This window comes from Anoxybacillus mongoliensis (genome assembly GCF_014201515.1).
Lineage (GTDB): Bacteria > Bacillota > Bacilli > Bacillales > Anoxybacillaceae > Anoxybacillus > Anoxybacillus mongoliensis.
Genome location: NZ_JACHEQ010000003.1, coordinates 98,627 through 113,629, shown reverse-complemented (window position 1 = coordinate 113,629; position 15,003 = coordinate 98,627). Strand labels below are relative to the sequence as shown.

Genomic DNA, 15,003 nt, shown 5'->3' with positions numbered 1-15,003 from the left:
TATGGGGTGATCGAATGGAAAATGTGAATTTTACGTTAAATTTGTTCATTGAATATTTACAAATAGAAAAAAATTATTCAGAATATACAATTGCGTGTTATAAGCATGATATTGGTGAATTTTTCGAATTTATGGAGCGCGAACAAATTGAAGGATTGCAACAAGTATCTTATAGCGACGTCCGTTTGTTTTTAACAGAACTCCATCAACGAAAGCAATCAAGCCGTTCGATTGCCCGAAAAATGTCGAGCTTGCGCAGTTTTTACAAATTTTTGTTACGCGAAAAAATCGTTTTAGAAAATCCATTTGCGCTTGCATCGTTGCCGAAAAAAGAACAGAGAATTCCGCATTTTTTGTATCCAGATGAATTAGAACAGCTGTTTGTTGTCAATGATTTAAATACAGCGATCGGCCAACGAAACCAAGCGCTCATCGAACTATTATACGCAACCGGTATTCGTGTAAGTGAATGTTGTAACATTCGCCTGTCGCACATTGATTTTTCTGTATGTACGATTTTAATTTATGGAAAAGGAAATAAACAGCGATATGTCCCGTTTGGTACGTATGCAAAAGAAGCGCTTGAACGATATATACAAGACGGACGTCAGCAACTAGCAAGTAAAGCGAAGACACCGACTGATATACTTTTTTTAAATGCGCGTGGCGGAGCGCTGACGCCAAGGGGTGTACGCCATATTTTAAACGAGGTCGTCGAACAAGCTGCCCTTTCTTTGAAAGTTAGTCCCCATGTGTTTCGCCATACGTTTGCGACACACTTGTTGAATGAAGGTGCTGATTTACGTTCCGTGCAAGAATTGTTAGGTCATGCGCATCTTTCATCAACGCAAGTATATACACATGTAACGAAAGATCATTTGCGCTATGTTTATTTACATTCCCATCCGCGTGCATAAAAAGGAGGATGTTTATGAGTCAATTTCATGCGACGACGATATTTGCCATTCGCCATCAAGGAAAAGGAGCGATGGCGGGCGATGGTCAAGTGACATTCGGCAATGCCGTAGTGATGAAACATACAGCCCGAAAAATTCGTAAACTTTTTCATGGTAAAGTGTTAGCAGGTTTTGCTGGAGCCGTAGCAGATGCATTTACACTGTTTGAAATGTTCGAAGGAAAGTTAGAAGAATACAACGGAAACTTACAACGGGCAGCGGTGGAGTTAGCGAAAGAGTGGCGGAGCGATAAAGTGTTGCGGCGATTAGAAGCGATGCTAATCGTCATGGATGTCACGCATTTACTACTCATTTCTGGAACAGGTGAAGTCATTGAACCAGATGATGATATTTTGGCGATCGGTTCCGGTGGCAACTATGCGCTAGCGGCTGGTAGAGCGTTAAAAGCGTATGCAGGCGAACATTTAACAGCAAAGCAAATTGCCCAAGCTGCATTAAAAGTAGCGAGCGATATTTGCGTGTACACAAACGATTGCATTATTGTCGAAGAGCTGTAGAGGGGGGAGCGGCATGTTAACGCCAAAACAAATTGTTGAAAAGCTTGATCAATTTATCGTCGGTCAGCATGAAGCGAAAAAAGCGGTCGCGATTGCGTTAAGAAATCGTTATCGTCGCAGTTTATTAGATGAAAAGTTGCGCGATGAAGTCGTGCCGAAAAATATTTTAATGATTGGACCAACAGGTGTTGGAAAAACAGAAATTGCTCGGCGATTAGCGAAACTTGTCGGTGCTCCATTCGTAAAAGTAGAGGCAACAAAATTTACGGAAGTCGGTTATGTCGGTCGCGATGTTGAGTCGATGGTACGCGATCTCGTTGAAACATCTGTACGCATCGTAAAAGAGAAAAAAATGAACGAAGTAAAAGAACAAGCGGAGCAATTAGCGAACAAACGACTTGTTGAACTGCTTGTACCTGGGAAAACAAAACAACCGATGAAAAATCCGTTCGAACTTTTGTTTGGCGGTGCATCCGAACAACAAACGACGAACGTGAGCGATGATCAACAACTTGCTGAAAGACGAAGACAAGTTGCTTGGCAATTGGCAAATGGGCAATTAGAAAACGAAATAGTGACGGTTGAAATAGAAGAACAACAATCGGTCATGTTTGACTTATTCCAAGGCGCTGGTATGGAGCAAATGGGCGTAAATATGCAAGATATGCTCAGCAGCTTTATGCCGAAAAAGCGGAAAAAACGAAAATTAAAAGTAAAAGAAGCCCGTCATGTACTTGCAAATGAAGAAGCACAAAAACTCATTGATATGGATGAAGTGACACAAGAAGCGATTCGTTTAGCAGAACAATCTGGCATCATTTTTATTGATGAAATTGATAAAATTGCTCGAAAAGGACAGGTTGGTTCATCAGCTGACGTTTCTCGTGAAGGTGTGCAACGCGACATTTTACCGATTGTTGAAGGCTCGACCGTTATGACGAAATACGGACCAGTCAAAACGGACTATATTTTATTTATTGCTGCTGGGGCGTTCCATATGGCAAAACCGTCCGATTTAATTCCAGAATTACAAGGTCGTTTTCCGATTCGCGTGGAATTGACGAAACTCACCGTCGATGATTTCGTCAAAATATTAGTTGAACCGAACAACGCGCTTTTAAAGCAGTATGTTGCTTTACTTGCGACAGAAGGTATACAACTTGAATTTTCTGACGATGCTATTCGTAAAATTGCGGAAGTCGCTTTTGAAGTAAATCAACAAACAGATAACATTGGCGCGCGCCGCCTTCATACGATTATGGAAAAATTGTTAGAAGACTTATTGTATGAAGCACCGGATGTTCATTTAGAAAAGGTTGTTATTACTCCACAATACGTTGAAAAGAAATTAGGAAACATTGTACGAAATAAAGATTTAAGCGAATTTATTTTATAAGGAGGATGCGATATGAATTTACTTGAAAAAACGAGAAAAATTAATGCGATGCTACAAAATGCGGCTGGAAAGCCTGTAAACTTTAAAGAGATGGCGGAAACACTTTGCGAAGTGATCGAGGCGAACGTCTTCGTCGTCAGCCGTCGCGGAAAGTTGCTTGGCTTTGCGATTAAACAAACGATTGAAAACGAACGAATGAAAAAAATGTTAGCGGATCGTCAATTCCCAGAAGAGTATACGAAAAATTTATTTAACATTACAGAAACATCGCCAAACCTTGATATTAATAGTGAGTATACGGCATTTCCGATCGAAAATAAAGACTTATTTAAAAATGGTTTAACGACGATTGTACCGATTATCGGCGGCGGTGAGCGTCTAGGAACGCTCATTTTATCCCGCTTAGATAAAGAGTTTCATGATGACGATTTAATTTTAGCTGAATATGGCGCAACGGTTGTCGGAATGGAAATTTTACGAGAAAAAGCGGAAGAAATCGAAGAAGAAGCACGTAGCAAAGCGGTCGTTCAAATGGCGATTAGCTCGCTTTCATATAGTGAATTAGAAGCCATTGAACATATTTTTGAAGAGTTAGATGGGACAGAAGGCTTGCTTGTGGCAAGTAAAATTGCTGACCGCGTCGGCATCACACGCTCAGTCATTGTCAATGCGCTTCGCAAACTAGAAAGTGCGGGAGTCATTGAATCTCGTTCCCTCGGCATGAAAGGAACGTACATTAAAGTATTAAACGATAAGTTTCTAACAGAGCTCGAGAAATTAAAACATCATTAAAAACAAACAGGGCATCTTTCTCGTAAAGATGCCTCTTTTGTTAAAGTATGTGAAAAATAGTCCAATGTTCCCTATATACATTATGTAAATAATTTTTTACAATAAAGGTGTCGAACGGTGTCTCTATGGGGAGGAATATGTCGTGAAATTGTTTTCAAATACATTCCAAATATTAGAACAAGGATTGAATTACTCATCATTGAAACAAAAAGTAATCGCAAACAACATTGCGAATGTCGATACACCAAATTTCCAAGCAAAAGACGTTCAGTTTCGTACCGAATTTCAGCAAGCGTTACAAGCGTATCGTACAGATCCACGCCATTTTGAGTTTAAAGGAAGTACGAACAAATTTTTCGTGACAACTAAAAACGATCTCGTTTACAATCATAATAACAACAATGTCGATTTAGATAAAGAAATGTCGGATTTAGCGCAAAACCAAATTTATTATAACGCTTTAGTTGAACGATTAAACGGAAAGTTTAACTCTTTGAAAACGGTCATTAAGGGAGGAAAATAATACATGTTTCAAAGTTTCAATGTATCCGCCTCTGCGTTAACTGCCCAGCGGTTGCGTATGGATGTCATTTCAGCAAACATGGCAAACGTTGATACGACACGAGCGAAAATGGTCGATGGGAAGTGGCAGCCGTATCGTCGCAAAATGGTTGTGATGCAACCGAACGAGTCATTTTCTTCCGTTTTAAGCCAAGCAATGAACGAGCGATCGACAGGCGGAGTGAAAGTGACGAAAATTGTTGAGGATCAAACACCATTTAAACTTGTATATGACCCATCTCATCCCGATGCAGATGAAAACGGATATGTACAATTACCGAACGTCGATCCGTTAAAAGAAATGGTCGATTTAATGAGCGCCACGCGCTCGTACGAAGCAAATGTGACGGTGTTAAATGCAACGAAAGGGATGTTAATGAAGGCGTTAGAAATCGGAAAATAGGGGGATAAACGATGATTGATCGCATTCAACGTACAGCTTTATCACCAGCTGTACAGCAGCAACCGGTAAAGCCTGCGGAAGCACAACGGGCGTTCTCACAGTTTTTAAAAGACGCGATTCATGAAGTCAATAAACAACAAATTGAGTCAGACCAGCTGACAACGAAGCTAGCAAAAGGAGAAAACGTTGATTTGCACAATGTGATGATCGCTTCACAAAAAGCGAGCATATCGCTTCAATTAGCGATTGAAGTGCGCAATAAAGTGATTGAAGCATACCAAGAAGTGATGAGAATGCAAGTATAATGGACCTCAAGAGATAGCGGAGGAAGCATATGAACGAGCGATTAAAACAAGCGATAGAACGATTGAAATTGTTTTGGAGCGAGAGAACAAAACAGCAAAAATTGATGACTTTAGGACTTGTTGGGCTGTTGATCGTTGCCGTTGCGCTTACTGCTTTTTTTGCGACGCGAACGAATTTTGTTCCTCTCTACAGCAATTTATCGCCGCAAGAAGCGGGGCAAATTAAAGCGACGCTTGATCAGCGGGGTATTAAGTCGCAAATTACCGATAACGGCACGACGATTTTAGTGCCTGAACAGCTTGTCAACACGTTAAAAGTGGAATTAGCCGCAGAAGGTATTCCGGATAGCGGGAGTATTGATTATTCATTTTTCGGAAAAAACTCTGGTTTCGGTATGACGGATAATGAATTTAACGTGTTGAAAATTGAGGCAATGCAAACAGAGCTCGCCAATTTAATAAAAAGTATCGACGGGGTAGAAGATGCGAAAGTGATGATTAATCTACCCCAGCCGACGCTCTTTGTTGGTGACCAACAGGAAGAGGCATCTGCATCCATCGTTTTGAAAACAAAGGCGGGATATAAATTTAACGAACAGCAAATTAAATCGCTATATCACCTTGTTTCCAAAAGTGTGCCGAACCTTCCTACTGAAAATATCGTCATTATGAATCAATATTTTGAGTACTTTGACTTAAAAAATGAAGAAAATTTTTCGTCTGGCAAAACATTTGCTGAACAGTACGAAATAAAACAACAAATCGAACGCGACATTCAACGCCGCGTCCAACAAATGTTAGGCACGATGATCGGACAAGATAAAGTCGTCGTTTCTGTGACAGCAGACGTGGATTTTACGCAAGAAAATCGCCAAGAAGAGCTTGTTGAGCCAGTCGATAAAGAAAATATGGAAGGCATCGCCGTAAGCGTACAGCGCATTACAGAGACGTTTTCGGGCAAAGGGGCTCAACCAGGTGGTGCATCAGGAACAGGGGAAAACGCTGTACCGGGTTATCAAGGAGCCAATGGCGAGACAAACGGGGATTATGAGCGAATTGAGGAAACAATTAATAACGAGGTTAATAGAATAAAAAAAGAAATTGTTGCAAGTCCTTATAAAGTAAAAGATTTAGGTATTCAAGTGATGGTTGAACCACCAAAACCGAACGATCCAAACTCACTTCCTGCTCAAACGGTTGATGATATTACAAAAATTTTAGGAACGATTGTGCGAACATCGGTCGATAAAGATGTTGCTGGGCAGTGGACGGATGCCGATTTACAAAATCGCGTCGTTGTTTCTGTGCAACCGTTTAACGGAAAAGTGCAGTTTAATGAACAAACATCGACTATTCCGACATGGGCATATATTGCAGGTGGCGGTGTGCTTGTTGTGCTCCTTGCGCTCATCGTCTTTTTATGGTTGCGCAAACGGAAAAAAGAAGAAATGGACGAACTGTCGTTACAAGAAGAACAAGTGGCAGTACAAATTCCAGATGTAAACGAGGAAGTCGAAACAGAAGCGACATTGCGCCGCAAGCAACTTGAAAAACTTGCAAAAGAAAAACCAGAAGAATTTGCGAAATTATTACGAACATGGCTTGCTGAGGAATAAGGGGGGGGATTATATGGCAAAACGCGATCAAAAAGGCGAATTAACAGGAAAACAAAAAGCAGCCATTCTCCTCATTTCATTAGGACCAGACGTTTCAGCATCTGTATATAAACATTTATCTGAAGAAGAAATTGAAAAATTGACGCTTGAAATTTCTAACGTTCGTCAAGTGGATGCCGAGAAAAAAGAAACGATTTTAGAAGAGTTCCACCAAATCGCCTTAGCGCAAGATTACATTTCACAAGGCGGCATTGCCTACGCAAAACAAGTGCTCGAAAAAGCACTTGGGCCAGAGCAGGCGATGAACATTATTAACCGTCTCACGTCGGCGCTGCAAGTGCGTCCGTTTGATTTCGCGCGCAAGGCGGATCCAGCGCAAATTTTAAACTTTTTACAAAATGAGCATCCACAAACAATTGCCCTTGTATTGTCTTATTTGGAACCAACGCAAGCGGGTCAAATTTTATCAGCGCTGCCACAAGAAATGCAAGCGGATGTTGCTCGTCGCATCGCGTTGATGGATCGCACATCACCGGAAATGATTAATGAAGTCGAACAAGTACTTGAACGAAAATTATCAACGACAGTTGTACAAGATTACACACAAACAGGTGGTATTGAGGCTGTTGTTGAAGTATTAAATGGTGTGGATCGGGCAACCGAACGAACGATTTTAGATGCGCTTGAAATTCAAGACCCAGAATTAGCAGAAGAAATTAAAAAGCGCATGTTTGTCTTTGAAGATATCGTTACGCTTGATAACCGTGCGATTCAACGCGTCATTCGCGAAGTGGACAATGCCGACTTGTTGCTTGCATTGAAAGTATCTAGCGACGAAGTAAAAGAAGTTGTATTTCGTAACATGTCTTCACGCATGGCGGAAACGTTTAAAGAAGAGATGGAGTTTATGGGGCCTGTTCGCCTTCGTGACGTAGAAGAAGCGCAATCACGTATTGTCGCAGTGATTCGTCGTCTCGAAGAAGCGGGTGAAATCGTTGTTGCTCGTGGCGGAGGAGATGATATTATTGTCTAAAGTCATTAAAGCCCCGTTTGCTCGAACATGTTCGGAGCAACGAGCGGTTATTCAAGTGAAAAAAGTGCTGCCCGACATGCAACAAGAAGAACATGAGCAACATGACGAAATGACGATACAACATGTGCAAATGTTAATTGAGCAGGCGGAACAGCAAGCAGCGCATATTCGTCAAGAAGCCGACATGTATTACGCCTCTGTTCAACAACAAATAGCAGAAGAACAAAAACAATGGGAAGAAGAACGAAAAGAATGGATTGAACAGGCGCGTCAAGAAGGATACGCGATCGGTTTCGAACAAGGACGACAAGACGGATTTCAGCAATATATGGAGGCGATTCGCGAGGCGAAGAAGATCGTACAATCAGCTAATGAACAGTTTTATCATATGCTTGAATCAGCTGATGAAACGATTTTGCTTGTCGCATGCAAAGTAGCGGAGCGGATCATGGGAGAACGTCTTGCTGAAAATAAAGAACATTTTCTTGGGCTTGTGAAACAAGTGATAAAAGAAGTAAGAGAACATGAAGAAGTGAAAATGTATGTGCATCCGACGTACTATGATGTCGTCATTCGGCAAAAAGATGAGCTAAAAGCGTTATTTAGTCACGATGTTCACTTGTTTATTTATCCCGATGAGACGCTAGATGAAACAAGTTGTATTGTTGAAACGCCGTTTGGTCGTATTGATGCAAGCGTTGATACGCAGCTTGAACAGCTGAAATTACAATTGCTCGAGCGGATCGAGGGGGCGAGCGAATGAACTGGCAAGCACTCATCAATGAAATCGAGTTGCTCGATCCATATAAACGATTTGGCAAAGTCACACGCGTCATCGGCTTAATGATCGAAGCGAAAGGACCAGAAAGTTCGATTGGCGATGTGTGCTACATTCATATCGGCCATAAAAAAAAGAAAAAAATTCAAGCGGAAGTTGTCGGGTTTCGTGATGAATACGTACTTTTAATGCCTTATGCCACCGTTCAAGATATTGCTCCGGGTTGCATTGTGGAGGCAACGGGAGCTCCGCTTGAAATGAAAGTCGGTTCAGCGCTTGTTGGACGTGTCATTGATGCATTAGGCGTCCCACTTGATGATCAACCGCTTCCGAAAGGATTGACTGCTGTTCCAATTGATCGCCAACCGCCGAACCCAATGACGCGTCCCACGATTTCAGAACCGATTGAAGTCGGCGTAAAAATGATTGATAGCTTGTTGACGGTTGGAAAAGGACAACGTGTCGGTATTTTTGCTGGCTCGGGCGTCGGAAAAAGTACGCTAATGGGGATGATTGCCCGTAACACAAATGCAGATTTAAACGTTATTGCGCTCATCGGTGAACGCGGACGTGAAGTACGAGAGTTTATTGAGCGCGATCTCGGTCCAGAGGGGTTAAAACGCTCCATTGTCGTTGTAGCGACATCCGACCAACCTGCTCTCATGCGCATTAAAGGGGCATATACAGCGACTGCTATAGCGGAATATTTTCGCGATCAAGGACTAAATGTCATGTTTATGATGGACTCTGTTACGCGCGTGGCGATGGCGCAACGTGAAGTCGGATTAGCTGTCGGTGAGCCGCCGACGACGAAAGGATATACACCGTCTGTTTTCGCGATTTTACCGAAGTTGCTTGAGCGGACTGGGACGAATGAGCACGGAACAATTACCGCTTTTTATACGGTACTCGTTGACGGCGATGATATGAATGAACCGATTGCTGATACAGTTCGAGGTATTTTAGATGGGCATTTCGTATTAGAACGTCAACTAGCTAATAAAGGTCAGTATCCAGCGATTAACGTATTGAAAAGCGTCAGTCGCGTTATGAACTACATCGTGACGCCAGAACATCGAAAAGTAGCGGAAAAATTGCGGGAGTTATTAGCGACATACGTTCAATCTGAAGATTTAATTCAAATTGGTGCGTATAAGCGTGGCTCATCGCGAGAAATCGATGAAGCCATTCGTTATTATCCGAAAATTATTTCGTTTTTAAAACAAGATGTTCATGAATCGTACACAATAAATGAAAGTGTTCAACAGTTGTTTCAACTTATTGAACAAGGGTGAATAAACGATGACACCATTTAAATTAACAAAAATTTTAAACTTAAAAGAACATGAAAAACAAAAAGCGTTACATGAATATGAAGAAGCGCGCACCCGATTTGAAGAAGTGGCAGAAAAACTATACCATTTTTTAAAACAAAAAGAAGATTACGAAGAACAACATAAACAACAATTACAATCGGGGCTAGCGATTCAACATATTCGCTCGTTTCAACATTTTATGAGCAACTTGCAGCGGGTCATCGATCATTATCAGCATCTTGTTATGCAAGCACGTCAGCATATGGAGTTGAAACAACTGAAATTAGTTGAATTGAATGTGGAAGTGAAAAAATACGAAAAAATAAAAGAAAAGCATGATGAAATGATCGCACAACAAATGCGAATAGCTGAACAAAAACAAATGGACGATATTTCTATACAACAATATTGTTATCGAGAAACAAGGTGAGCATCGATGGAACAGTTTGAAAAAGAAGAAGAGACGAAAAAAACAAGCAAGTTTCAATGGTTTCTTTTTGTCGTTTTTATCCCGTTTTTATTTACGATTTCTGTTGTTTTGTTAATTTTAACGTTCTCTGGCATTAACGTATTTGAACAAGGGAAAAAATATGCGGGACAACTGCCGTTCGTTTCCCAATGGATTGAGGGAACAGAAGCGAACGAAAAAGAGAAACTACAAGAACAAATTGTCGAATTAAAAGCAACGATTGTTGAAAAAGAAAAGAAACTTGCAAAAACGAAAGACGTCATAAAAGAAAAAGATGCCGAAATTGACACGCTCAAACAAGAAATTGCCCGCTTGCAAGCAGAAAAGGAACAAGCACAGCAGCCGACAACACCGTCAACAGAGCAAACAAATGCTCCGCGTGTAGACGTGGTGAAAATGTACGAAACGATGTCACCAAAAAAAGCTGCAGAAATTATTCCACAAATGTCCGATCAAGAAGCGGTTAATTTATTGTCCAAACTTAAAACAGACAAAGTGGCAGCCATTTTAGAAAAAATGGATGCAGCAAACGCAGCAAAGTATACGAGCCTTCTTGCGAAAAAAGCGAACAACTGAAAGGAGGTGAAGAAATGAATATCGCCGGGGTTTCTTTCATGGCTCCATTTAGCGGATCAAATCAGCAAACGACTGTTGAAACGGGCGATGGACATGCATTTGCTCAGGTGCTTTCGTCGTTGCGTCAAACGTCACCATCGTTACAGTCACTATCGGAACAGCCGGAAACGATGCAACGAATGGATTGGGAGCAGTTGCAGCAATGGTTTGCCCAACTTCCGATTCATGATGGATATGCCGAGAAACAAACGTTATCAAACGAAATGATACAATCGTTTCTTTCTCTTTTACCAGAGGAAACGAAAGAGCAAATGATTCAACAATTTTCAGCTGGGCAGCCGTTTGAAACGATGTTTTCACCACAAGATGATCTTGATGAAGAAGATGAACTGATGCTCGTCATCGCTTTGTTTCAACTTGAACAAAAACAATGGACGATTCCAGAGCCGATCATTGAACATGCACGTGCAACGCTTCGCAACGTGTTCGGAACAAACGATGAACAAAGCGACACGATGAAAGACATGTTGCAAAAATTAATCGAGTTAGGCGACTATGAAAAGACACGGCGTCATGTGGGACAAGTAGAGACAGAACTGATGCAAAAAGTTATAGAACATCAGCGTGCTTTATTGTCGACTGTTGATAGTGAAAAAACGACATCTGATATGAAATCTGTGGTTGCACGTTTACAAGGACAATCTTGGCAACCTGTACAAAAAGAAGTTGCACCATTACCACAACAGCGTAAGCAACCGATTGCTCGCCCGTCCGAACAGATGGCACAGGCACATGTTGCTCAACAATCAAACGATAAACATGTACCGTTTGAACTACGAACAATTGATACGACAAGTGAAACACCGTTTGTTGCACAGTTTGAGCGAATCATTCGTTCGAGCCAGTTGACAAGGTGGAAAAATGGCAATACGCAACTGCTTATTCGTTTACATCCTGAACATTTAGGACATGTAACGATTAAACTCATTGAGCAAAAAGGGAAGCTAACTGCAAAGATGATTACATCAACCGAAGCTGCGAAGCAGTTAGTGGAACAACATATTCATCAGCTTGCGCACATTGCCGATCGTATTACGGTAGAGCAATTCAATGTATTTGATCAAGCGAAATTTCGCGACCATTCTTTCCATCAACAAAAACAGCAGCAACAGCAGCAAGAACAGCAAAAAGAAGAAAAAAAGCAACCTGATCAATCTTTTGATGAGTGGCTAAACGAGTGGTTTCATTTTGATATGTAGAGGTGATGTACGTGGCAACGATCGATCCGAGTTTGCTTTTATCGCAGCGAAAAGTCGCACAACGTGAGACAGGGAAAAGCTCGTTAGGGAAAGATGATTTTTTAAAAATTTTGATCGCTCAATTGCAACACCAAGATCCGTTAAATCCGATGGAAGACCGTGAATTTATTTCACAAATGGCGAACTTCTCATCGCTTGAACAAATGGTCAATATGTCGAATATGATGAGCAAATTTATTGAGACACAAACGGGCACATCTGAAAAACTTACTGGCACGTTAGATGCGTTACAAAAGCTTATTCAACAACAATCTACACCGTCGCTTGCTCAATACAGTGAATGGATTGGTAAAACCGTCACATGGGATGAGCAAAGCGGTGTGGTGAAAGCTGTCGTTCAAAAAGGAACGGACGTATGGTTAGAGCTTGATCAAGGGGAGATGGTGTTGGCCTCTCGCGTCACAAAAGTGTCGCAATAAAGGAGGTGAAAAAATGAATCGCATTCAGTTTTTTCCGCACACCCCATTGATTCCGTCACAAAAACAGACGACCGTTTCAACGGAGCGACAATCGTTTCGCGATGCGCTTGCTGAAGCAGGAAAAGCATTAAAAATAAGCAAACATGCCCAGCAGCGGTTACAAGAACGAAATATTCACATTAACGAGGAACAATGGGCGATGATCGGACAAAAAATTGTCGAGGCAAAACAAAAAGGGGTGCGAGACTCGCTCGTCATTACAGATGAAGCGGCCTTAATCGTGAGCGCGGTCAACCAAACGGTCATCACAGCGATGCATCGTGAAGAGGCACAGAGCCAATTGTTCACAAATATTAATGGAGCCATTATTATATAAGGCCGGACCTTTACAGGAAGCCTTCGAGCGTGCGGAATGACAGAAGCCGCTCAAACAACGAAAAGGAGAGGATTATTATGTTACGTTCCATGTTCACTGGAATTGGTGGTATTCGCAACTTTCAATATAAATTAGACGTGATTGGTAACAATATTTCTAACGTCAACACGTATGGCTACAAAAAAGCGCGCGTCACATTTAAAGATCTCGTTTCGCAACAAATTTCAGCTGCGACATCATCAACAGGGACACGCGGGGGAATTAACGGAAAACAAATCGGATTAGGAAGCGGGCTCGGCTCGATCGAAACCATTCATACGCAAGGATCGACGCAAACGACATCACGTCCACTCGACTTAGCGCTCGGTGGCGACGGCTTTTTCGTCGTTGGATCGATTAATGATGTGACGTTAATTAGTATGGATGGACCAGCTGGAAAGCTTGGCACGAACAAAGTAAATACAGGTGTACCGATTGATCGTGTCTTTAATTTAAGCTTTACACGTGCCGGAAACTTTTATTTGGATGAGTACGGTTATATCGTTAACTCGGACGGACAATATTTGATCGGGGAAGCGGCGATTAAAGATGTAGATACGGTCATTGCAAATGCTCCACATGTTGCTCAAGCTAGACGTGACTTAGAAACATTTCTTAATAGTGCAAATGGCCTCGTAAACTTTATAAAAAAATGGAAAGATGAGTTTACTAAAGATCCGGATAACAATCCGACTACACAAACTGATTTTATTAATTTTATTAAAAACTTTAACAATGAGCTAAAAAGTTTAAATGAGAAAATTACAGGAAAAACGGATCCAGGTGATACAACGCTTGCAGCGGCTGGAACATACTTTAACGATCGTGTATCTCCGAAAGCAAGTATTAACCCGGTTCCACTTCTTCCTGAAAACGAAGCAGATTGGCCGGATACGCTAGCAGAAGCCGAAAAAATGATGGGGCCATACTTAGAAGGAATTAGCGGTTTCGTAGAAAGCGTCCAACAAGTGTTACAAGACTACAGCGAGCCGAAATACGGAAATGTGACAAGCTTTGAACCGGGATTGATTCAAATTCCGAAAACGGCGAAAAGTTTCGGGATTACGGCGGACGGAAAAGTGACATTTATTGATAGTTCTGGACAATTAAAAATTGCAGGACAAATTTTATTAGCACAATTTCCGAACCCGAGCGGCTTAGAGAAAATGGGAGGAAATACGTTTAAAGAAACAAACAACTCTGGTAAGCTTGACCGAAATGCCAATGGATTGACGATTAATGAGTTATCGCGCCCAGGTTTAAACGGTGCCGGTGAAATTATTTCCGGGGCATTAGAAATGTCGAACGTGGACTTATCTGAAGAATTTACGGAAATGATTGTCGCACAACGCGGATTCCAAGCGAATACACGCATTATTACAACGTCGGATGAAATTTTACAAGAGCTTGTCAACTTGAAGAAATAATAAATAAAGGGGGGGACGGGGGCGTTTGCCCCCGATACATAATGATTCGATTAACGCGGTTAAACGGTAAACCTTTTACGTTAAACGCCATTTACATAGAGCAAGTTGAAGCGTTCCCAGACACGACTATTACGTTAACGAATGGCAAAAAGTTTGTCGTGCGCGAGTCTGTGGAAGATGTTATGTTATTAGTAGAAACGTTTTATCGTAACATTTCTGTTCTCGGATTAAGGAGAGAGGCGGAGGGATCCGACGTTGAAGGACAATAAAATGTTAAAAATCATGTTAATTGTTATGGGAGTAGTTACGCTTGTTAGCGTCGTCGCCCTTGTTGTTGTCATGAAATTTATGGGGAATGATGAGCCAAAAGAACCGACAGTTGATGAAATTGTCGCCAGTTCGTTTGATGTACCTGAAATCATGACCAATTTAATGGACGGAAGCTTTATTAAAATTGCGTTTAAAATTCAAACAGATAGCGAAAAAGCAAAAGAAGAAGCAGAAAAACGCGATTTTCAAATTAAAAATATCATTATTGAAGAATTATCAGAAATGACAGCAGAACAGTTTAAAGGAAAACAAGGAAAGCTCCTTTTAGAGAAAAAGCTGCGCGAACGCATAAATGAGCTTATGCAAGAAGGAAAAGTTGAGAAAATTTATATAACCTCCTTTATTCTCCAGTAAATAAAATGAATAGGAGTAGG

General features: G+C 41.3%; 19 protein-coding genes. All 19 read left to right on the top strand.

Features of this window, described 5'->3' with window-relative positions; genetic code table 11:
* Nucleotides 1-14: 14 nt before the first annotated feature.
* The 19 genes from xerC (at nucleotide 15) to fliL (ending at nucleotide 14,983) form a co-directional block, all read left to right on the top strand.
* Nucleotides 15-917, top strand: coding sequence for a tyrosine recombinase XerC (gene xerC, locus HNR43_RS04200; RefSeq protein ID WP_183241576.1), 903 nt, complete (start codon nucleotides 15-17; stop codon nucleotides 915-917).
* Between the two features lie 8 nt (nucleotides 918-925).
* Nucleotides 926-1,474: an ATP-dependent protease subunit HslV gene (gene hslV, locus HNR43_RS04195; protein ID WP_281380342.1), complete on the top strand. Its 549-nt coding sequence runs from the start codon at nucleotides 926-928 to the stop codon at nucleotides 1,472-1,474.
* A gap of 13 nt (nucleotides 1,475-1,487) precedes the next feature.
* On the top strand, nucleotides 1,488-2,870 hold the full coding sequence (hslU, locus tag HNR43_RS04190) for an ATP-dependent protease ATPase subunit HslU (protein ID WP_183241573.1): 1,383 nt from the start codon (nucleotides 1,488-1,490) through the stop codon (nucleotides 2,868-2,870).
* Nucleotides 2,871-2,882: 12 nt separating this feature from the next.
* Entirely contained in the window at nucleotides 2,883-3,662 is a 780-nt protein-coding gene (gene codY, locus HNR43_RS04185; protein ID WP_035047072.1) for a GTP-sensing pleiotropic transcriptional regulator CodY, read from the top strand.
* A gap of 142 nt (nucleotides 3,663-3,804) precedes the next feature.
* Nucleotides 3,805-4,185, top strand: a complete 381-nt coding sequence (gene flgB / locus HNR43_RS04180; protein ID WP_032099727.1) for a flagellar basal body rod protein FlgB — start codon at nucleotides 3,805-3,807, stop codon at nucleotides 4,183-4,185.
* Between the two features lie 3 nt (nucleotides 4,186-4,188).
* Entirely contained in the window at nucleotides 4,189-4,626 is a 438-nt protein-coding gene (flgC, locus tag HNR43_RS04175) for a flagellar basal body rod protein FlgC (RefSeq protein ID WP_183241571.1), read from the top strand.
* An 11-nt stretch (nucleotides 4,627-4,637) separates the two neighbouring features.
* On the top strand, nucleotides 4,638-4,931 hold the full coding sequence (fliE, locus tag HNR43_RS04170; protein ID WP_183241569.1) for a flagellar hook-basal body complex protein FliE: 294 nt from the start codon (nucleotides 4,638-4,640) through the stop codon (nucleotides 4,929-4,931).
* A 29-nt stretch (nucleotides 4,932-4,960) separates the two neighbouring features.
* On the top strand, nucleotides 4,961-6,547 hold the full coding sequence (fliF, locus tag HNR43_RS04165; RefSeq protein ID WP_183241567.1) for a flagellar basal-body MS-ring/collar protein FliF: 1,587 nt from the start codon (nucleotides 4,961-4,963) through the stop codon (nucleotides 6,545-6,547).
* A gap of 13 nt (nucleotides 6,548-6,560) precedes the next feature.
* Nucleotides 6,561-7,580 carry a flagellar motor switch protein FliG gene (gene fliG, locus HNR43_RS04160; protein WP_032099723.1) on the top strand — a complete coding sequence of 340 codons (1,020 nt, stop codon included), beginning with the start codon at nucleotides 6,561-6,563 and terminating at the stop codon, nucleotides 7,578-7,580.
* Nucleotides 7,564-8,343, top strand: coding sequence for a flagellar assembly protein FliH (gene fliH / locus HNR43_RS04155; RefSeq protein WP_183241565.1), 780 nt, complete (start codon nucleotides 7,564-7,566; stop codon nucleotides 8,341-8,343). Before fliG ends, fliH begins: the two co-directional genes overlap by 17 nt.
* Nucleotides 8,340-9,653, top strand: coding sequence for a flagellar protein export ATPase FliI (fliI, locus tag HNR43_RS04150; RefSeq protein WP_183241563.1), 1,314 nt, complete (start codon nucleotides 8,340-8,342; stop codon nucleotides 9,651-9,653). The genes fliH and fliI overlap by 4 nt, the downstream gene beginning before the upstream one ends.
* A gap of 7 nt (nucleotides 9,654-9,660) precedes the next feature.
* Entirely contained in the window at nucleotides 9,661-10,104 is a 444-nt protein-coding gene (gene fliJ, locus HNR43_RS04145) for a flagellar export protein FliJ (protein ID WP_183241561.1), read from the top strand.
* Between the two features lie 6 nt (nucleotides 10,105-10,110).
* Nucleotides 10,111-10,719 (top strand): MotE family protein, encoded by a 609-nt coding sequence (locus HNR43_RS04140; protein WP_183241559.1) that lies wholly within the window; start codon nucleotides 10,111-10,113, stop codon nucleotides 10,717-10,719.
* 14 nt (nucleotides 10,720-10,733) lie between these two features.
* Nucleotides 10,734-11,978 carry a flagellar hook-length control protein FliK gene (locus HNR43_RS04135; protein WP_183241557.1) on the top strand — a complete coding sequence of 415 codons (1,245 nt, stop codon included), beginning with the start codon at nucleotides 10,734-10,736 and terminating at the stop codon, nucleotides 11,976-11,978.
* Between the two features lie 11 nt (nucleotides 11,979-11,989).
* Nucleotides 11,990-12,457, top strand: a complete 468-nt coding sequence (locus HNR43_RS04130; protein ID WP_183241555.1) for a flagellar hook capping FlgD N-terminal domain-containing protein — start codon at nucleotides 11,990-11,992, stop codon at nucleotides 12,455-12,457.
* A 13-nt stretch (nucleotides 12,458-12,470) separates the two neighbouring features.
* Nucleotides 12,471-12,833 carry a TIGR02530 family flagellar biosynthesis protein gene (locus tag HNR43_RS04125; RefSeq protein WP_183241553.1) on the top strand — a complete coding sequence of 121 codons (363 nt, stop codon included), beginning with the start codon at nucleotides 12,471-12,473 and terminating at the stop codon, nucleotides 12,831-12,833.
* Nucleotides 12,834-12,910: 77 nt separating this feature from the next.
* Nucleotides 12,911-14,299 (top strand): flagellar hook-basal body complex protein, encoded by a 1,389-nt coding sequence (locus tag HNR43_RS04120; protein ID WP_183241551.1) that lies wholly within the window; start codon nucleotides 12,911-12,913, stop codon nucleotides 14,297-14,299.
* A 41-nt stretch (nucleotides 14,300-14,340) separates the two neighbouring features.
* Entirely contained in the window at nucleotides 14,341-14,568 is a 228-nt protein-coding gene (locus tag HNR43_RS04115) for a flagellar FlbD family protein (RefSeq protein WP_183241549.1), read from the top strand.
* Between the two features lies 1 nt (nucleotide 14,569).
* Nucleotides 14,570-14,983 (top strand): flagellar basal body-associated protein FliL, encoded by a 414-nt coding sequence (gene fliL / locus HNR43_RS04110; RefSeq protein WP_183241547.1) that lies wholly within the window; start codon nucleotides 14,570-14,572, stop codon nucleotides 14,981-14,983.
* The last annotated feature ends 20 nt before the right edge of the window (nucleotides 14,984-15,003 follow it).